Raw genomic sequence first — 19,399 nt, forward strand, 5'->3', positions numbered from 1 at the left:
GCTTAGAATGAGGAAAATCATGTTAGGATTGAAGTTTAATGGTACTTGGCGCAACTACCAAAAACAGGTCTTGGATAACTTTCAGGAATATCAAGCAGATGGCCATATCCACTTGGTGGCAGCACCAGGTTCTGGGAAAACAACCATTGGTATCGAGTTGATTGCCCGCTTTGATAAGCCAGCTCTGGTTTTGGTGCCTACTGTTACCATTCGGGAACAATGGGTGGATAGGATTCGCCAGGCTTTTTTAGAGAATGAGGACCAGATTACAAGTCTCGTGTCTCAAAATCTCAAGGACATGAAGCAAATCACCATCGCCACCTACCAAGCCTTTCACAGTGCCATGCAACAAGTACTATCTCAAGAAGATAATGGCGAAGTTGAGGACTTTGTCGGCTTTGACCTGCTTGCCAAACTCAAGGAAAAGGGAGTTGCAACCCTCTGTCTGGACGAATGCCATCACTTGAGAAATGAATGGTGGAAAAGCCTAGAAGACTTCCGTAAAAATTACCAACAACTGCAAATTATCTCTCTCACAGCAACACCTCCTTATGATAGTGAGCCAGAACTCTGGGATCGCTATCTCCAAATGTGTGGCGAAATCGACCAAGAAATCACGGTGCCAGAACTAGTCAAGGAAGACACCCTCTGCCCTCACCAGGACTTTGTCTATATCTGTTTTCCTACCAAGGAGGAAGAGAAGTGCTTGGAAGAATTTGAGGATACCAAGTGGCAGTATGTCAGCCAACTAGTCGTTTATTCTGATTTTCAAGAGTTGATTAAGAGTTCCAAGGTTCTCAAAGGGGAAATCTCTGCGGATATGCTCCTCGAAGATCCCAAGTATCTTTCAGCCCTCCTCATTTATCTACAGGATCAAAAGCTAGAAATTCCTAAGCACTTACGAGATTTATTAGGTGCTGAAGGCTTACCTGCTCTTAATTACTACTGGCTCGAAGTCCTCTTGCAAGGCCTTCTCTATCAGACACCCGACTGGTATGAGGATCCTCAGGAGACAAAGAAAAAGATAGAAACTGAGTTGAAATCAAGAGGATTGATTGAAAAACGTCAGGTCTTCTTGGTCAAATCCAAGGCCAATGACAAAATCCTCAATCAATCTCTAGGAAAACTGGCTGGCATCGCATCTATCTTTGAAACCGAGTATGCTAGTCTAGGTCAGGACTTGAGACAGTTAGTCTTGGCGGACTATATCCGCAAGGATTTTGCTAATTATCTGGGAGATGACCAAGCACCGATCACGCAATTAGGTGTACTCCCCTACTTTGAAACTATTCGCCGCAGTGCTCAGAAACAGGAGATTTCTGTTCCCCTAGCAGTCCTTTCAGGTAGTGTCGTTATCATACCGGCCAGTGTCAAGGAAGAACTCCAAGCACTTTTGCCAACAGTCGCTTTGACCTTCTCAGCCATCGGAAAACTAGATCAAGGCGCCTATCTCCAAGTAGGATTTCCATCTAGCTTTAAGGGGATGGTCGCAGCAGTGACTGAGCTCTTCCAACGTGGTTCTATCCAAGTCTTGGTCGGAACCAAGTCTCTCTTGGGTGAAGGATGGGATGCGCCATGTGTTAATTCTCTGATCTTAGGTAGTTTTGTCGGAAGCTTTATGCTCAGCAATCAAATGCGGGGCCGTGCTATCCGTATCTGGCCAGGACATCCAGATAAGACCAGCAATATCTGGCACCTAGTAGCCATCAAACCTTACAAAAACCCAGCTTTTTCAAATGAAAATCAAGAAGAACAAGACCTCAATCCTTATCAAGACCTGCAGACCCTTGCCCGTCGTATGGACCACTTCCTTGGCTTGTCCTATAAGGAAGATACCATTGAAACTGGTTTGGATCGCTTGAACTTTCCTGAGTTTCCATTTAAGAAAAAGAAACTCGAAGACTACAACGAGAAGATCATGGAACTATCCAAGGACCGTACCACCCTTCGCAAAAAATGGCAGGAGGCGTTGGTAGTTGCGGATAAGCTAGAGATTGTCAATGAGATAGCAACAGATCGCAAGCAGATCCCTCTGCTCACTCTTGTTGATGCTGAAAAATGGCTCCGTTATTCCTTTATGCTAACGGCCCTCAATCTCCTCTTTTATATCTTTAGGGTCCGTGGAACTAGTATTCGCTGGTTGTTTGGACTGAGCATCCTCTTTCTAGCCTACACTGTGATTCGCTATTTCTTTTACAAGAGTCCTTATGTACGCCTACGGCAGGCGGGTGAAGGTATTCGTAATGCCATGCTAAAGATGGGGCATTTGTCCGATGACCAGTCGCGCGTGCAGGTAGAGGAAGATAAGGAAAGTTATAGCATTTTTGCCTATCTTAAGGGGGGCAGTATGAGAGATAAGGAACTCTTTTCTCAGACCTTGGGTGAATTCTTTGCTCCCGTGGATAATCAACGCTACCTCTTAGTAGCTAAAAAAGCCCCTGCAGGCCAGTCCAAGTATTTCGTAGTTCCTAGCCTCTTTGAAAAACGCAAGGAAGATGCCCAGCTCTTTCTGGACTCCGTCGCACCTCAGCTAGGTGATTATCAGCTAGTCTACACCCGTAACGAAGCAGGCCGAAAAATCTTGCTTGAAGCCCGACTCAAATCCCTAGCAAACAAAAACGACCGCATCATCACCAAGAAAAAGGTCAAAAGTGCGTTGAAGTAGGAAGAAAAATCGTCCTCTAATCTTCAAAGGAGTGTAAAGAATAAAATTTATGAGTAAACTAAATTTCGAACGATGAAGAAATCATAGATTTTGTTACGTTTTAAGTTTCGAATAGCCTACCCATAAAAAAGTACCTAACTCAACTCCTGAAAGAACTCAACAAAATCCGAGATAGTAGTCTAGGATGTAAATGTTAATCTGTAAGCAAAAAATCACCCCTAGACTACATTCTAAGGGTGATTTTGGGTTTGTTATTAAGTACTGTAAAACACAAGATATTGAGAATAATAGAATTACGGACTCGAATTAAGTAGTTTATACAATATATAGTGTAAATTTAAAATTTTGTTATAAATATATACAAGATATTGATTTTTTGATTTTGTTTGATATAATAATAGTTGTAGAAAAAAGACGTCAGTAGGGGCTGACGACTGGCTAAAAATAGTGAATTTCAAAATGGCGATAGAGGCACTATTTCAAAAAATTCTCTTTTATTCTAACACTAAATAAAAGAAATGTAAATCTCATTTTGATAATTTTTCTTTTTTCTACAAAAAATTAAGAAAAGAGGTAGATATTATAAGAATATCAAACTTATTAAATAGAGAATCAATCCAAGTAGGATTGGATTTTGTTGATGTAGATACATCAAAGGATGTTAAATTATTTTTAGACCCATTGTTGCTATCAGATGGTTTTAGAAATATTGTTAATGATTTTGTAAATACAGTCTATAAAATGTACACTTTAGGTAATAAAGCAGGCGCATTTCAATTGTTTTCACACTCTAAAGAATGTAATGCTATCCACTTTGGATATTCTGAGAGTAACTCCAAAGGGACAGGTGTTTCAATGAAGATGCTTGATCAATTTTTTGGGTATGTCTATAAATCGGTAGATAGAATCAAAGAAAAATTACTGACACCTATAGCGATGCCGATTTTTGTAAAGAGTTTTTCAGAAGATAGGCTGTCTGATTTGTTAGTAAGTTTATTAAAAAAAGAATTGATTTTATATTCTTTAGAACAAGCTCGATTACACGGTTTAAAAATCAGTAATGAAGTACAACGTTTTGATTATTGGGATTCCGAGAGTCATGAGTGGGCTACCTTTGAAAGCCAGTATGTTCTTGCTCCTAATGAAAATGGTGTAGAGGAACTTCTAATCTTAGTTCCGAAGTCTGTTGTAAGTAAAAGATTTCTAGTAAATCCTTCTAGATATATTTCAGTAATTTTTCAACACTTGCAGTTGATGGAAAAGTACCAAAGGACTAACGGTACACCAAAATCTCAGAAAGAATTACGAGAATCAGAGATAGTAGCAAATTATCAAAAGGATAAAGATAAAAGTTACATCTTAGATATGACATTATTATCACCTGAATACTATGAGGCTTATTATGATAATTCAATTAGGTTCAGTGATAATAAATCACTTAATGACGAAGAGTTGATAGAAATTCTAACTAATAAGTGATAGAAATTGAATAGTGTCCACAGAGAAGGAGTAAATCCTTCTTTTTTATTATATTTTTATCACATTTATAAAACTTATTCATGTTATAATATATATTAGTAGATTTACATTGGAGAATTAAAATGAAGTCAACAATTGATAAAATTAATAAATTTCGAGATGACCGTGATTGGAGAAAATTTCATAATGAAAAAGATTTAGCAATTTCAATTTCGATCGAAGCGAGTGAACTTTTAGAATTATTTCAGTGGAAGCAGTCTGAAGAGGTCACTAGTAAATCATTGGGAAGAATAAAAGAGGAACTAGCCGATGTTCTAATTTATAGTTTTATGTTGGCTGATAATTTACAATTAGATGTAGAAAAGATTATTGAAGATAAATTAGTTGATAATAATCGGAAATATCCTGTTAAGTTAAGTAAAGGTAATAATAAAAAATATACTGAGTTGGAGAAATAATGGTTAAAATAAAAAGCCCAATAGTAAGAGAGATAGAGTATTCAAACAATTCGCTGGTAAATCTTAAAAGTCAACTTAAATCTAGTGAACATAAAAATGATATGAAACTTTTATTTGATTATCCAGTTGTCTATATTGTTAACGATAATAAGAATGATCAATTTAGTGTATATGTAGGTGAAACAGCTGATATAATTCGGCGAACTAGCCAGCACTTAACAGATGATATAAAGAAAGAAAACAGGGATGATTGGAGAGATTTTGCAACATCTTCGACAACGAAGATGTTTATAATTGGTCACAATCATTTTAATAAGTCTTTAACTCTAGACATTGAAAATCGTTTAATGCTTTATCTTTCAAGTGTTGGTAAAGTCATAAGAGTACAAAATAGAAAAGAGAATCCTCAAAATGAATATTATACATCTAACGAATTGGATTCAATTTTTTCAAAAGTTTGGCGTTCACTGAGAAAAAGAAATCAGTCATTATTTCCGATTGAGAGTATTGTTCGAAATTCAGCAATTTTTAAAGCATCTCCCTTTCATAAATTAACCGAAGAACAAATTGAAGCTAAAAATACTATCATAAATAAAATAATTGCTTCCATTAGTAAAAATCAAGAGGGAACCCTTATCCTGGTTAAAGGAGAAGCTGGAGCAGGGAAAACAGTTTTAATGAGTTCGTTGGTAGATGATTTATTAAATTCTGAAGATATTTCATTTATTAAAGATAATAATTACATTAATCTTATTGTAAATCATAATAACCAATTAAGTGTATATAAAGAAATTGAAAGAAAACTGAATTGGAATAGTGGCTCTAGTTTGGAAGTGGCAATGAAGCCTACTCAATTTTTAAATGCCTTGAGAAAAGAAAAGATTAAAGCAGGAGTGGTTATAGTTGACGAAGGGCATTTACTGCTTACTGCGAAAAATCAAGCATATCTTGGAGGAAATCATTTAATTGATTTATTAGCACAGTCGAAAGTAGTTGTTTTGGTTTATGATGATAAACAGATTATGAATAAATCTCAAATATGGACTGATAATACATTTTTTGAATTGGAGCATGAAGCTAATCTGGAAGGAAATTTAATTGAATTACGTAATCAAATGAGAATAAAAGCAAATCCTGAAACTGTCAATTGGATTAGAAGTATTATTGATGATTGTGAAATCAAAAAATTAACAAAAGATAAGCAATATGATATTAGAATTTTTGATTCTCCTTTTGAACTACAAAAAGCTATTAAGTTAAAGAATAAAGATCAAAAACTAGGTATTTCTAGATTAGTTGCAACATATGATTGGCCTTATGTTGAAGAAAAAAAGAAGCAAGATAGACCAAAATGGTTTGTTGAAATCGGCGACTGGAAGGCTCCTTGGAATCAACAAATAAAGCCAGAGAAGAAAGACGCAAAACTATCTTGGATTGAACAACCACAAACTATTAATGAAGTGGGTTCGACCTTTACGGTGCAAGGTTTTGATTTGAATTACGCTGGTGTAATTATTGGTCCATCAGTTAAATACAGAAATGGTAAAATCATGTTTGATATTTCTGAAAGTAAAAATAAAGGTGCGGTTCAAAATAGAAAACTCGAAAATGGTGAAATGAAGAACTTTGGTGAAGATCTTTTGAAAAATGAATTAAATGTTTTATTAACTAGAGGAGTAAATGGACTTTATATATACGCAGTAGATGAAGAACTTCAAGAAGCTTTAAAAGAGGCAATTTTATAAGTACATAATGTAAGAAATAATGTTTTTGACTCAAACATGGTATAATGTCAATTATGAATAATAACAACCAACGTGCCCTTTGTCAGCAACTCTGGGCTAGAAACAAATATCTCGTTTTGAGCCATTCTAGTAATATTTACAAGAATATTCGCCAGTATCTCAAGCAAGAAGTGGTGGAAGTGAGTCAAGTTCAAGAGATGATTGACCGGGCCTGCCAGATTCCAGAACACAGGGGTCAGGTTTGCAACGCTTTTCAGCATATTTGGGGCTATTTTAAAAAGCAAGCCAGCCTTGATGAGCGTAAAGACTATATGCTCTTGCTGGATCGCTATCGCTTTGGTCAAGCTTCTAAGGAAGATTTGATTGCAAGGACTCGAGATTTGCTGGAGCGTTACCCAAATGCTTATCTGCAAGATTCTACCTTGTTGAAAGGAGACTCCCATGAGACTTTGGCATGAGGCTTTGATTCCACAACTTCCCCGTCCTCAGCTCTTGGGGCAACATCGAGAGTGCTGCGCCCTTCGTGGCAATGGCTGGGGCAGAAAGCATGCGACGGTTGACTATGTCTTTACCCACTCGCCCTATCGTCTCTATGCCTATCATCGTTTGATCATGGAGGAGATGGCTGACCGTGGCTACAATGTCAGTCCAGAGTGGCTGGATAAGAACTACCGTGGCAAGACCTGCCCCCCTTATGAAAATATAGCAGAGGAGAAGCTGAAAAGTCCTATCTATAGCGAGCATGACACAGCCTACTATGAGGAGTGTCTGGCTAATCTCCGAGAGAAGGGGATAGAGCTGGAGTAAGAGTCAAGATTAACACTAATTCAGAACTCTTTTCGTATTTTTTCGAATAATAAAAACGAGACCTTTAGAATGATTCTAAGGTCTTCTTTTTGTAAGTATTTGGATTTACTTTTAATAACTTTTAAGTTATAATTTTAAAAAAGCCAAGCGTGAACTAAAGGACTTAAAAGAAAGAGGGTTAAGTGATGAAGAATAGTGCTATTGGGAGTAATTGGAAGGATGTTCGGTCTCAACTATTTACCAAGGAGGAAATCCTTGAAAGTGATATGCGAGTGGCTATCATGAGTGAGTTGATTGAGGCTAGGCATGAGCAAGGAATTAGCCAGAAAAAGTTAGAAGAACTTAGTGGAGTGAGCCAGCCAGTCATAGCTAGGATGGAAACAGGAAAGACCAGTCCTCAGTTAGACACGGTCTTGAAAGTTTTAGCCAGTTTAGGAAAGACACTAGCAGTTGTACCACTTGAACAGGAAAAAGGTTGATAGGAATGAAATGACTTGGTTTGCTAAAATCATCCACTGGATAATTTTACCTCCCGTCCGCACGTTTCAAGGGGAATATCAAAATGAAGAGAAAGAGCTATAGTCTTTTCTAATAACAAGCCATAGTCATCTTTCGGTTTAATCAAGTTTGACTATGAACATGGCTATCTTGAAAATCTATTAACCATTGTCTATCAAGGATTTGGGGAATCTTCTCCAAATCTTTTTTTGTACTTCAAATTACGATATAGTTTCAAACTATATCAAAGCCTAATTTTTTACAATTATACAGATGATTTCTTTTCTGTTAAGATAGTTTCAACAACAATTTTTGGAGGACAAAACATGTCAACAACAATTATCGGTTTCCCACGTTTGGGTGAATTCCGCGAATTAAAATTTACAACTGAAAAATACTTTAGAAAAGAAATCTCAGAAGAAGAACTTTTGGCTGCTGCGAAAGAATTGCGTGCAAAACACTGGAACATCGTTAAAGAAAAAGGCATCACTGAGATTCCATCAAATGACTTTTCTCACTATGACAACTTCCTAGATGCAGCTTTCCTTTTCAACGTAGTTCCTGCTTCAGTACAAAACTTGGACTTGTCTGACCTTGAACGCTACTTTGCTTTGGGACGTGGTTACCAAGGAGAAAAAGGGGATGTTCGTGCCCTTCCAATGAAGAAATGGTTCAACACCAACTACCACTACATCGTTCCTAAATTTGAAAAAGACACTCAAGTAAAATTGGCTGGTCACAAGATCTTTGATGAGTTCCAAGAAGCTAAAGAACTTGGTCTTAACACTCGTCCTGTCCTTGTAGGACCATTCACTTTCCTTCAATTGTCAGACTTTGAAGAAGGTGTGAAAGCAGAAGACTTCGTAGATAGCTTAGTAGCTGCTTACCAAGATGTTTTTGCGAAATTGGCTGAACTTGGTGCAACTCGTATCCAACTCGACGAAGCTGCTCTTGTCAAAGACTTGACAGAAGAAGAAAAAGCCCTCTTCTTGAACATCTACAACAAACTCTTGGCTGACAAAAAAGGTCTTGAAGTCTTGCTTCAAACATACTTCGGTGACGTTCGTGACGTTTACGCTGATCTTGTGAAATTGCCAGTAGATGCAATTGGTCTTGACTTCGTTGAAGGTAAGAAAACTCTTGAACTCGTTAAAGGTGGCTTCCCAGCTGACAAGACTCTCTATGCAGGTATTGTCAATGGTAAGAACATCTGGCGCAACAACTACGAAAAGAGCTTGGCTATTCTTGAGCAAATCCCTGCTGAAAACATCGTTTTGACAAGCTCATGTTCACTTCTTCACGTGCCATTTACAACTGCTAATGAAGACTTTGAACCAGCTATCTTGAACCACTTTGCTTTTGCAGTTGAAAAATTGGATGAGATCCGTGACTTAGATGCTATCCGCAACGGTCAAGGTGCAGAAGCTCTTGCAGCCAACAAAGAACTCTTTGCGACTGAACGTGTTGGTGAAAATGCGGAACTTCGTGCGCGTATCGCTGGATTGACTGACGCAGACTACACTCGTTTGCCATCCTTCGCAGAACGTGAAGCTATCCAAGAAGAAGCATTCAAACTTCCAGCTCTTCCAACAACAACCATCGGTTCATTCCCTCAAACAAAAGAAGTTCGTGCTAAACGTTTGGCCTTCCGTAAGGGTGAATTGTCACAAGAAGAATACGATGCCTTCCTTGCTGAAACCATCGACGAATGGATCAAGTGGCAAGAAGAAGTAGGATTTGACGTGCTTGTACACGGTGAATTCGAGCGTAACGACATGGTTGAGTACTTCGGTCAAAACTTGTCAGGTTACCTCTTCTCTAAAAACGGTTGGGTGCAATCATACGGTATGCGTGGGGTTAAACCACCAATCATCTGGGGTGATGTCACTCGTCTCAACCCAATCACTGTTAAATGGTCTAGCTATGCACAAAGCCGTACTGACAAACCTGTTAAAGGTATGTTGACTGGACCAGTTACCATCCTTAACTGGTCATTCCCACGTGAAGACATCTCTATCAAGGATTCTACTCTTCAAATCGCTCTTGCTATCAAGGATGAAGTTCTTGACCTTGAAGCTGCAGGCGTGAAAATCATCCAAATCGACGAGGCTGCTCTTCGTGAGAAATTGCCACTCCGTCGTAGCGACTGGTACGAAGACTACCTTGACTGGGCTATCCCAGCCTTCCGCTTGGTGCACTCAACAGTAGCACCAGATACACAAATCCACACTCACATGTGTTACTCAGAATTTACAGATATCATCCCAGCTATCGACAACTTGGATGCAGACGTTATCTCATTTGAAGCTAGCCGTTCAAACCTTGAAATCTTGGACGAACTCAAAGCGAAAAACTTCCAAACAGAAGTTGGACCTGGGGTTTACGATATCCACTCACCTCGTGTGCCTAACGAAGGCGAAATCGACCACACCATCGAAGCAATTCTTGCTAAAGTACCAAGCAGAAAAGTTTGGATCAACCCTGACTGTGGTTTGAAAACACGTGGTATTCCAGAAACTAAAGAAAGCTTGATCCGCCTTGTAGAAGCTGCTAAAGCTGCACGTGAGAAATTGTAAGAAAAGACATTTCTCCATACATGGTTGATCAGTAAGAAATCAACTAGAAAAGGTTCATACATATGTCACGTCAAACACCGTCCCTCTCATTTGAAGTTTTCCCTCCAAACCCAGCAGTAGGCAATGACAAAATTATTGCAGCTCTGCAAAACATGCAAGATTTGGCTCCACACTTTATCAGTGTGACTGCCAGCAATAATAAATTTAATATCAAAGAGACGACGGTTCGTTTGGCTGATTATATCCAAAATGACTTGGAGATTCCAACCATTGCTCACTTGCCAGCTATTTATCTGACTAAGGATAAGGTGGCTGAGACAATTGTAGATTTGGATAAGGTGGGAGTACAGAAAATCTTGGCCCTTCGTGGAGATATCATCCCTGATGTGGAACCACAAAAGGACTTCCGTTATGCGACAGACCTGATTGAATTCATCAAGGAGCAGGCGTCACACTTTGAAATTATTGGCGCTTGTTACCCAGAAGGACATCCTGATTCGCCAAACCAAATCTCAGATATTCAAAATCTGAAAAGAAAAGTAGATGCAGGCTGCTCAAGTCTTGTCACTCAGCTTTTCTTTGACAATGAGCGATTCTACGATTTCCAGGACAAGTGCACCTTGGCTGGTATTGATGTACCGATTCATGCGGGTATCATGCCAATCCTGAATCGTAACCAAGCTCTTCGTCTCTTGAAGACTTGTGAGAATATCCATCTTCCACGTAAGTTTAAAGCTATCTTAGACAAGTATGAGAATGACCCTGAGTCACTCAGAGCAGCAGGACTTGCCTATGCCGTGGACCAAATCGTGGACTTGGTAACGCAAGACGTAGCAGGCGTGCATCTCTACACCATGAACAATGCAGATACTGCTCAGTACATTCACCAAGCAACCCATGCCTTGTTTAATCACCAATCTTTAGGATAATAAAAAGCAAACCATTCTTCTTTTCATGGAGGAATGGTTCCTTTTTAATAGAAAAGACAGCACTTTTTAAGAAAAATATGATAAAATAGACTCTGTACGTACTTGATACAAAGATGAGGGTATTTAGGTTATAAAGGTTGCGAAAACGAAACTCAAAAAGTCCAAAATATTTTGAGTAATTGAACCCGGCAGAAAAGCTGTGTAAAAAAGATAAACTGTCTTGTCTTCATCGAAGACTTCACCAGTTCCTATTTTTACTTTGTTTCTGACGGCCTTGGTATCTTGGGTAACTGAATTTTGGTCTCATTTCTTAGGAAAAAAGATAAGCTTCCTTGCACTCATCGAGTGCAGCGTCACCTTCCTATTTTTCTACAGAAATGTTCGGCAAGCCGAACCGTCCAAAATATCTTGATCTTTGTAGGCAAGGCGTATAATTTTATCAATCCAAAGGGGATTAAAATGACAAAACAAGTGTTTCAAACGACTTTTGCGGGTCGTGAGTTGATTGTAGAGACTGGTCAGGTTGCTAAGCAAGCAAATGGCTCTGTTGTCGTACGTTACGGTGAGTCAACTGTCTTGACTGCTGCCGTTATGTCTAAGAAGATGGCAACTGGGGATTTCTTCCCGCTTCAAGTCAACTACGAAGAAAAAATGTATGCAGCTGGGAAGTTTCCTGGTGGCTTTATGAAACGTGAAGGGCGTCCTTCAACAGACGCGACTTTGACAGCGCGTTTGATTGACCGTCCAATTCGTCCGATGTTTGCGGAAGGATTCCGTAATGAAGTGCAAGTGATCAATACGGTTCTTTCTTACGATGAAAATGCATCTGCACCAATGGCAGCTATGTTTGGTTCATCATTGGCCTTGTCTATTTCAGATATTCCATTTGACGGACCAATCGCTGGTGTACAAGTGGGTTATGTCGACGGGGAAATCGTCATCAACCCAACGCAAGAACAAGCAGAGCAATCGCTTCTTGAATTGACAGTAGCAGGTACGAAGCACGCTATCAACATGGTAGAGTCTGGTGCCAAAGAATTGTCAGAAGAAATCATGTTGGAAGCTCTTCTCAAAGGACATGAAGCCGTTAAAGAATTGATTGCCTTCCAAGAAGAAATCGTTGCGGCAGTCGGTAAGGAAAAAGCAGAAGTAGAATTGCTTCATGTAGATGCTGACTTGCAAGCTGAAATCATCGCAGCCTACAACAGTGACCTTCAAAAAGCGGTCCAAGTAGAAGAGAAATTGGCTCGTGAAGCTGCAACTCAAGCAGTGAAAGACCAAGTCATAGCCGTTTACGAAGAAAAATATGTAGACCATGAAGAATTTGACCGTATCATGCGTGATGTGGCTGAAATCTTGGAACAAATGGAACACGCAGAAGTGCGCCGTTTGATTACTGAAGACAAAGTTCGTCCTGATGGTCGTAAGGTCGATGAAATCCGTCCTTTGGATGCGGTTGTTGACTTCGTTCCCCGTGTGCACGGTTCAGGTCTCTTTACTCGTGGACAAACTCAGGCTCTTTCTATCTTGACTTTGGCGCCAATGGGTGAAACGCAAATCATCGATGGTTTGGATCCAGAGTACAAGAAACGCTTTATGCACCACTATAACTTCCCTCAATACTCTGTAGGGGAAACTGGTCGTTACGGTGCACCAGGTCGTCGTGAAATTGGTCACGGTGCTCTTGGTGAGCGTGCTCTTGCTCAAGTATTGCCAAGCTTGGAAGAATTCCCATACGCTATCCGTCTAGTAGCAGAAGTCTTGGAATCAAACGGTTCTTCATCTCAAGCCTCTATCTGTGCGGGAACACTTGCCCTTATGGCTGGTGGTGTGCCAATCAAGGCGCCAGTAGCTGGTATTGCTATGGGTCTTATCTCAGATGGAAACAACTATACAGTATTGACAGATATCCAAGGTTTGGAAGACCACTTTGGTGACATGGACTTCAAGGTTGCAGGTACTCGTGATGGGATTACAGCCCTTCAAATGGATATCAAGATCCAAGGGATTACTGCAGAAATCTTGACAGAGGCTCTTGCTCAAGCCAAGAAAGCTCGTTTTGAAATCCTTGACGTCATCGAAGCTACCATTCCAGAAGTTCGTCCAGAATTGGCTCCAACTGCTCCGAAAATTGATACCATCAAGATCGATGTGGACAAGATTAAAATTGTCATCGGTAAAGGTGGAGAAACCATTGATAAGATCATCGCTGAAACAGGCGTTAAGATTGATATCGACGAAGAAGGTAACGTGTCTATCTACTCTAGTGACCAAGCTGCCATTAACCGTGCTAAAGAGATTATTGCTGGTTTGGTTCGTGAGGCCAAAGTGGACGAAGTCTACCATGCCAAAGTGGTTCGTATCGAGAAATTCGGTGCCTTTGTCAACCTCTTTGACAAGACTGACGCTCTCGTTCACATCTCTGAAATGGCTTGGACTCGCACTAACCGTGTCGAAGACTTGGTAGCCATTGGTGATGAAGTGGATGTTAAGATTATCAAGATTGACGAAAAAGGTCGTGTAGATGCTTCGATGAAAGCACTATTGCCACGTCCACCGAAACCTGAACATTCAGAAGAAAAAGGTGAAAAGGGTCATCGTCATGGCGATCGTCCTCGTCACCATCACAAGGACAACAAACCTAAGAAAGAAACTACAGAAACACCAAAAGACTCAGAATAAGAAAAGGAGAATTGTATGGGATGGTGGCGTGAAACCATTGATATCGTAAAAGAAAATGATCCAGCGGCTCGCACCACTTTGGAGGTTCTTTTGACCTATCCTGGTGTAAAAGCCTTGGCTGCTCACCGTCTCTCTCATTTTCTCTGGAAGAATGGCTTTAAACTCTTAGCTCGTATGCACAGCCAATTTTGGCGTTTTTGGACGCAAATTGAGATTCACCCAGGAGCTCAGATCGAATCAGGAGTCTTTATCGACCACGGTTCTGGTCTTGTGATTGGGGAGACGGCCATTGTTGAGAAGGGCGTTCTTCTCTATCACGGGGTAACTCTTGGTGGGACAGGGAAGGATGTTGGCAAACGCCATCCGACCGTGCGTAAGGGAGCTCTCATATCTGCACATGCCCAAGTTATCGGGCCTGTAGAAATCGGTGAAAATGCCAAAGTAGGTGCTGCAGCAGTTGTTGTGGCAGATGTTCCTAGTGATGTGACGGTTGTCGGTATTCCAGCCAAGATTGTTCGAGTGCATGGGCAAAAGGATGAACCAACCATTCATGAAGTTGAAGGAAAAAGGGAATACTACGTCAATAAACTCGAGCAAGCGAGAGATGCCAGTCATAGATCGTCCGAGCTTTAACATTTGATTTCGTCCGTTTGAAAAGATTGGCTTTGTCAAACAAACCCAAGTGGTTTATCTGAATGCGAAAGAGTAATAAATGCTATTAGAAGAATTTGAAAATGTACCTGCTGTTATCGAGCCAACTGATCGAAGCCTCCTAAGTGGTGGAGAGGTTTGTGATACCATAATCTTGTCTTTTAATGGAGAAATCCTTGAACGAGTAAAGCAGATAGATGGTGTCTACGAAGGTGGCTATCTTACCAATCTAAATGGCAAACTGCCATGGTATATCTATGAAAAAGATGGGAGTAAGGTAGCAGTTGCTATGGCTACGATTGGTGCTCCAATGGTTGTTGGACTCTTAGAAGAACTCAAAGCAAGAGGATTTAAGAACTTTATTGTTTTGGGATCTTGCGGAGTTCTGGACCAGTCTATTCAAGCAGATAAGATTATCCTACCAAGCTCGGCTTTACGTGATGAAGGTACTAGTTATCACTATGCTCCAGCAAGTGATGAAATAGCCTATGAGCGATCTCTACTATTAACTATGGAAAAAGCCTTGGATAAAGCTGGTATTGAGCATATTCGAACAAAGTCTTGGACCACAGATGCCTTCTATCGTGAGACAGCTGCTAAAGTCAAACGAAGACTAGCAGCAGGAGCTAGAGTTGTAGATATGGAAGCTTCAGCTATCATGGCCTGGGCCCAATATCGCCAAGCCAATGTCTATCAATTTTTCTACACAGCTGACTATGTCGACCATCACAATCACGAATGGGATGCTAGACGCGAGGATAGAAAAGCGGATGCTATGACTTTCTTTGAGATCGCCCTAGTCATTGCTCAAGAGTTAGTTTAGACTAGTCTTTACGATAAATTTGAAACAAGAAAGGAAGGGAGCCTAACGGAAAACATAGAAATAAAACTTCCGTAGTGACTCCCTTCATCTTTTTACTTCATTCTTCTTTTATGTTTAGAAAGGAGCAAGGAAATCCGATTTGTGACAGGCAATCGGACTAAAATTTCGTTGAACAGTTAGTTATGAAAATATCTGTTTATGAATTTTAGCTTTCCTGACTATTATTTTATGATTAAAATCTATGACACTATGTCGCGTGATTTGCGAGAATTTGTCCCAATCGAGGACGGCAAGGTTAAGATGTATGTCTGTGGGCCGACAGTTTATAACTATATCCACGTGGGGAATGCCCGTTCAACAGTAGCCTTCGATACCATTCGTCGCTACTTTGAGTACCGTGGTTATGAGGTTGCCTACATTTCAAACTTTACCGATGTGGATGATAAGATTATCAACCGTGCCAAGGAAGAAGGTATCACACCTCAGGAAGTAGCGGACAAGTATATCGCTGCCTTTCGTGAAGATGTGACGGCTTTGGGGGTGAAACCTGCGACTCGTCATCCACGTGTTGTAGAGTTTATGGCTGACATCATCCGTTTTGTAGAAGACTTGATTGAAAAGGGCTATGCCTATGAGAGCCAAGGGGATGTCTATTTTCGTGTAGAAAAATCTCATAACTATGCTAAATTGGCCAATAAAACCCTAGAAGACTTGGAGCTAGGTGCTTCAGGTCGTACAGATGAAGAAACGGCTCGCAAGGAAAATCCTGTAGACTTTGCCCTCTGGAAATCTGCCAAACCAGGTGAGATTTCTTGGGATAGTCCTTGGGGACCTGGTCGTCCAGGCTGGCATATCGAGTGTTCGGTCATGTCAACGGAGATTTTAGGTGATACCATCGATATTCACGGTGGTGGAGCTGACCTTGAGTTTCCGCACCACACCAACGAAATTGCCCAGTCAGAAGCTAAAACAGGCAAGACCTTCGCCAACTACTGGATGCACAATGGCTTTGTCAATATCGACAATGTCAAGATGTCTAAGTCTTTGGGAAACTTCATTACGGTACACGATGCTCTCAAAACTATCGACGGTCAAGTATTGCGATTCTTCTTTGCGACTCAGCACTACCGTAAGCCTATCAATTTTACGGAAAAAGCAGTGCGTGATGCGGAGACAAATCTCAAGTATTTGAAGAATACCTATGAACAACCATTTACTGGAACTGTAGATGCTCAAGAGTTACAGGCATTTAAAGATAAGTTTGTAGCTGCTATGGATGAGGATTTCAATACAGCTAATGGAATCACAGTTGTCTTTGAAATGGCCAAATGGATCAACTCAGGCAACTATGATGCAACCGTTAAGGAAGCTCTTGCGGCCATGTTAGAAGTCTTTGGAGTAGTCTTTGTCGAAGAAGTTTTGGATGAAGAGATTGAAGCCTTGATCCAAAAACGCCAAGAAGCGCGTGCTAATAAAGACTTTGCGACAGCTGACCAAATCCGTGACCAACTAGCTGCACAAGGGATTAAGCTACTTGACACCAAGGATGGAGTGAGGTGGACACGTGATTGATGTCAATCTCATTAACGGGATTGCGCTAGCCTTTGAAGGGGATGCGGTGTATTCCATGTATATTCGTCGCCATCTCATTCTCAAAGGCATGACCAAGCCCAATAAACTTCACCAAGAGGCAACCAAGTATGTGTCGGCCAAGGCTCAGGCATATTTGATTTCCCTCATGCTGGAAGAAGAAATCCTAACGGAAAAAGAAGAAGAAATCTATAAACGGGGGCGCAACACAAACAGCCATACTAAGGCTAAGAATGCGGATGTGGTAACCTACCGTATGTCCACGGGTTTTGAAGCGGTCATGGGCTATCTTCATATGACTGAAAATGTGGAGCGCCTCGAAACCTTGATTTCTTGGTGCATCCAAAAAGTGGAGGGCTAGAAATGATTGCAAAAGAACTACTGGATTGGTTTCCTGATGGTAAAATCTTAGATCAGCCAGTTGATAAAGAGGGTTATCTAAGTCTACCTCTGTCAAATTATCAGTGGCTTTTGCTTGAGGAAGCTAGTCTTAGCGAGCGTGAAAAACAACTGGTGGCTCTCTTAACCAAACAGGAGCAAACCATTTCCCTCAATCCCTGGTATAGTTATCTCATTGAAGGCAAAGGACAGGCACCGCAAAACTTTAAAAAATTGCAGCTTGTCTATTGTCACCTATCCTATTTTCAACAGGAAAATTTAACGTCTTGGTTAGAAATGATGGGAACTCTCTTTCCAAATTGTCAAACAGTGCTTCAGGTGGGAGCGCAAGATTACATTTTTGTTCTCCAACAGGATAAGTACACATCCGTTCGCTCTATCTTGATGGATACCTTGGAAGCTGTAGAGTACGACTTTGGAGTTCGTCTGTCTATTATGCTTGGTCAGGTCTGGTCTCAAACAGGAAATCAGAGTTTGACAGATCTCATCAAAGCAGAACGTGACTTGTTTAAAAACTGGTGGCGTCAAGGTCATCAAGGATTCTATACTTTTTCTCAACTCTATCTTTGGAGTATGGGTGAAAGAATTGTGGATCTCCGAGTTATCAAGGAATATCTGCATCAGATGATTGTGGACCAGGATCAGATTCAGGAAATCATCCTTTCACTGTGGGAAAATAGTGCAGTCCTGACAAAAACAGCTCAGCAGCTCTATCTGCACCGCAATTCTCTCCAATACAAGATTGATAAATGGGAAGAATTGACAGGACTGCAGTTGAAAGAATTGACAGATTTAACCTTGTGTTATCAGTTGATTTTACCAGATATAATCTAAAGTTTTGTGCAAGTTGCACAGAACTTTTTTATTTTTTTGGTCACCTTGCCATAGAAATGTAAAGCGTTTTCATCTATAATAAAACTATCAAATGACAAAAGGAGTTCACCGAAATGGTAGAATTAAATCTTAAAAATATTTACAAAAAATATCCAAATAGCGAACACTACTCAGTTGAAGATTTCAACTTGAACATCAAAGACAAAGAGTTCATCGTTTTCGTAGGACCTTCAGGATGTGGTAAATCAACTACACTTCGTATGATTGCAGGTCTTGAAGACATCACAGAAGGTACTGCATCTATCGATGGCGTGGTTGTCAACGACGTGGCTCCAAAAGACCGTGACATTGCCATGGTATTCCAAAACTACGCTCTTTACCCACACATGACTGTATACGATAACATGGCTTTTGGTTTGAAATTGCGTAAATACAGCAAAGAAGACATTGACAAACGTGTACAAGAAGCAGCTGAAATTCTTGGTTTGAAAGAATTCTTGGATCGTAAACCAGCTGACCTTTCAGGTGGTCAACGTCAACGTGTTGCCATGGGTCGTGCGATTGTCCGTGATGCAAAAGTATTCTTGATGGACGAACCTTTGTCAAACTTGGATGCAAAACTTCGTGTATCAATGCGTGCTGAAATCGCTAAAATCCACCGTCGTATTGGAGCTACAACTATCTACGTAACTCACGACCAAACAGAAGCGATGACACTTGCAGACCGTATCGTTATCATGTCAGCAACTAAAAACCCTGCTGGTACTGGTACTATCGGACGTGTTGAACAAATCGGTACTCCTCAAGAAGTTTACAAAAACCCAGTTAACAAATTCGTAGCAGGATTTATCGGAAGCCCAGCTATGAACTTCATCAATGTTAAATTGAACGGTGACCGCATTGTTGCTGACGGATTTACGTTGAAAGTTCCAGAAGGTGCTTTGAAAGTTCTTCGTGAAAAAGGTTACGAAGGTAAAGAATTGATCTTCGGTATCCGTCCAGAAGACGTAAATGCTGAACCTGCTTTCCTTGAAACATTCCCAGAATCAGTTGTGAAAGCAACAATCTCTGTATCAGAATTGCTCGGTTCAGAATCTCACCTATACTGCCAAGTTGGTAAAGATGAGTTCGTTGCAAAAGTTGACGCTCGTGACTACTTGCAAGCAGGTGCAACAGTTGAACTTGGATTTGACTTGAACAAAGCACACTTCTTCGACGTAGAAACTGAAAGAACAGTTTACTAAGATAGATTTTAATCAATGA

16 protein-coding genes are annotated in these 19,399 nt (G+C 40.4%); all 16 read left to right on the top strand.

Annotated elements, in window-relative coordinates:
• Window positions 1-19: 19 nt before the first annotated feature.
• The 16 genes from AAFQ93_RS04915 to AAFQ93_RS04990 all read left to right on the top strand — a co-directional run bounded on the left by AAFQ93_RS04915 (window position 20) and on the right by AAFQ93_RS04990 (window position 19,380).
• Window positions 20-2,665 (top strand): DEAD/DEAH box helicase family protein, encoded by a 2,646-nt coding sequence (locus AAFQ93_RS04915; RefSeq protein ID WP_375554823.1) that lies wholly within the window; start codon window positions 20-22, stop codon window positions 2,663-2,665.
• Between the two features lie 627 nt (window positions 2,666-3,292).
• Window positions 3,293-4,144, top strand: coding sequence for a hypothetical protein (locus tag AAFQ93_RS04920; RefSeq protein WP_375554824.1), 852 nt, complete (start codon window positions 3,293-3,295; stop codon window positions 4,142-4,144).
• A gap of 122 nt (window positions 4,145-4,266) precedes the next feature.
• Window positions 4,267-4,602 carry a nucleotide pyrophosphohydrolase gene (locus AAFQ93_RS04925; protein ID WP_042902790.1) on the top strand — a complete coding sequence of 112 codons (336 nt, stop codon included), beginning with the start codon at window positions 4,267-4,269 and terminating at the stop codon, window positions 4,600-4,602.
• Window positions 4,602-6,347 (top strand): DUF2075 domain-containing protein, encoded by a 1,746-nt coding sequence (locus AAFQ93_RS04930; protein WP_375554825.1) that lies wholly within the window; start codon window positions 4,602-4,604, stop codon window positions 6,345-6,347. Before AAFQ93_RS04925 ends, AAFQ93_RS04930 begins: the two co-directional genes overlap by 1 nt.
• Before the next feature lie 53 nt (window positions 6,348-6,400).
• Window positions 6,401-6,805, top strand: coding sequence for a YbgA family protein (locus tag AAFQ93_RS04935; RefSeq protein WP_375554826.1), 405 nt, complete (start codon window positions 6,401-6,403; stop codon window positions 6,803-6,805).
• Entirely contained in the window at window positions 6,789-7,154 is a 366-nt protein-coding gene (locus AAFQ93_RS04940) for a TIGR02328 family protein (protein ID WP_373114764.1), read from the top strand. The genes AAFQ93_RS04935 and AAFQ93_RS04940 overlap by 17 nt, the downstream gene beginning before the upstream one ends.
• A gap of 185 nt (window positions 7,155-7,339) precedes the next feature.
• Window positions 7,340-7,633, top strand: coding sequence for a helix-turn-helix domain-containing protein (locus AAFQ93_RS04945; RefSeq protein WP_000797747.1), 294 nt, complete (start codon window positions 7,340-7,342; stop codon window positions 7,631-7,633).
• Window positions 7,634-7,978: 345 nt separating this feature from the next.
• Window positions 7,979-10,228, top strand: a complete 2,250-nt coding sequence (metE, locus tag AAFQ93_RS04950; RefSeq protein WP_375554827.1) for a 5-methyltetrahydropteroyltriglutamate--homocysteine S-methyltransferase — start codon at window positions 7,979-7,981, stop codon at window positions 10,226-10,228.
• Between the two features lie 62 nt (window positions 10,229-10,290).
• The gene (metF, locus tag AAFQ93_RS04955; RefSeq protein ID WP_223140733.1) at window positions 10,291-11,157 is read left to right on the top strand and encodes a methylenetetrahydrofolate reductase [NAD(P)H]; all 867 of its coding nucleotides are present in this window, start codon (window positions 10,291-10,293) and stop codon (window positions 11,155-11,157) included.
• Window positions 11,158-11,616: 459 nt separating this feature from the next.
• Complete coding sequence (gene pnp / locus AAFQ93_RS04960) at window positions 11,617-13,839, top strand: polyribonucleotide nucleotidyltransferase (RefSeq protein WP_375554828.1); 2,223 nt, start codon at window positions 11,617-11,619, stop codon at window positions 13,837-13,839.
• 15 nt (window positions 13,840-13,854) lie between these two features.
• Window positions 13,855-14,472, top strand: a complete 618-nt coding sequence (gene cysE / locus AAFQ93_RS04965; protein ID WP_000539996.1) for a serine O-acetyltransferase — start codon at window positions 13,855-13,857, stop codon at window positions 14,470-14,472.
• Between the two features lie 79 nt (window positions 14,473-14,551).
• A complete protein-coding gene (locus AAFQ93_RS04970) occupies window positions 14,552-15,313 on the top strand; it encodes a nucleoside phosphorylase (RefSeq protein ID WP_373114760.1) in 762 nt (253 codons plus the stop codon).
• A gap of 228 nt (window positions 15,314-15,541) precedes the next feature.
• Window positions 15,542-16,885 carry a cysteine--tRNA ligase gene (gene cysS / locus AAFQ93_RS04975; protein ID WP_375554829.1) on the top strand — a complete coding sequence of 448 codons (1,344 nt, stop codon included), beginning with the start codon at window positions 15,542-15,544 and terminating at the stop codon, window positions 16,883-16,885.
• Window positions 16,878-17,264 (top strand): Mini-ribonuclease 3, encoded by a 387-nt coding sequence (locus AAFQ93_RS04980; protein WP_060955477.1) that lies wholly within the window; start codon window positions 16,878-16,880, stop codon window positions 17,262-17,264. Before cysS ends, AAFQ93_RS04980 begins: the two co-directional genes overlap by 8 nt.
• Before the next feature lie 2 nt (window positions 17,265-17,266).
• Window positions 17,267-18,136: a helix-turn-helix domain-containing protein gene (locus tag AAFQ93_RS04985; RefSeq protein ID WP_223140736.1), complete on the top strand. Its 870-nt coding sequence runs from the start codon at window positions 17,267-17,269 to the stop codon at window positions 18,134-18,136.
• 113 nt (window positions 18,137-18,249) lie between these two features.
• Window positions 18,250-19,380, top strand: a complete 1,131-nt coding sequence (locus AAFQ93_RS04990; RefSeq protein WP_049504000.1) for an ABC transporter ATP-binding protein — start codon at window positions 18,250-18,252, stop codon at window positions 19,378-19,380.
• Window positions 19,381-19,399 lie beyond the last annotated feature (19 nt).

Origin of the sequence: Streptococcus nidrosiense (assembly GCF_042140045.1) — a bacterium.
In the GTDB taxonomy this organism is placed as follows: Bacteria; Bacillota; Bacilli; order Lactobacillales; family Streptococcaceae; genus Streptococcus; species Streptococcus nidrosiense.

Excerpts from the sequence above, each read along its gene's own strand:
- AAFQ93_RS04985 (WP_223140736.1), top strand. The coding sequence starts at position 17,267 with ATGATTGCAAAAGAACTACTGGATTGGTTTCCTGATGGTAAAATCTTA.
- AAFQ93_RS04930 (WP_375554825.1), top strand. The coding sequence starts at position 4,602 with ATGGTTAAAATAAAAAGCCCAATAGTAAGAGAGATAGAGTATTCAAAC.
- AAFQ93_RS04990 (WP_049504000.1), top strand. The coding sequence starts at position 18,250 with ATGGTAGAATTAAATCTTAAAAATATTTACAAAAAATATCCAAATAGC.
- metF (WP_223140733.1), top strand. The coding sequence starts at position 10,291 with ATGTCACGTCAAACACCGTCCCTCTCATTTGAAGTTTTCCCTCCAAAC.
- cysS (WP_375554829.1), top strand. The coding sequence starts at position 15,542 with ATGATTAAAATCTATGACACTATGTCGCGTGATTTGCGAGAATTTGTC.
- cysE (WP_000539996.1), top strand. The coding sequence starts at position 13,855 with ATGGGATGGTGGCGTGAAACCATTGATATCGTAAAAGAAAATGATCCA.
- AAFQ93_RS04935 (WP_375554826.1), top strand. The coding sequence starts at position 6,401 with ATGAATAATAACAACCAACGTGCCCTTTGTCAGCAACTCTGGGCTAGA.
- AAFQ93_RS04940 (WP_373114764.1), top strand. The coding sequence starts at position 6,789 with ATGAGACTTTGGCATGAGGCTTTGATTCCACAACTTCCCCGTCCTCAG.
- AAFQ93_RS04970 (WP_373114760.1), top strand. The coding sequence starts at position 14,552 with ATGCTATTAGAAGAATTTGAAAATGTACCTGCTGTTATCGAGCCAACT.
- metE (WP_375554827.1), top strand. The coding sequence starts at position 7,979 with ATGTCAACAACAATTATCGGTTTCCCACGTTTGGGTGAATTCCGCGAA.
- AAFQ93_RS04915 (WP_375554823.1), top strand. The coding sequence starts at position 20 with ATGTTAGGATTGAAGTTTAATGGTACTTGGCGCAACTACCAAAAACAG.
- AAFQ93_RS04945 (WP_000797747.1), top strand. The coding sequence starts at position 7,340 with ATGAAGAATAGTGCTATTGGGAGTAATTGGAAGGATGTTCGGTCTCAA.
- AAFQ93_RS04925 (WP_042902790.1), top strand. The coding sequence starts at position 4,267 with ATGAAGTCAACAATTGATAAAATTAATAAATTTCGAGATGACCGTGAT.
- pnp (WP_375554828.1), top strand. The coding sequence starts at position 11,617 with ATGACAAAACAAGTGTTTCAAACGACTTTTGCGGGTCGTGAGTTGATT.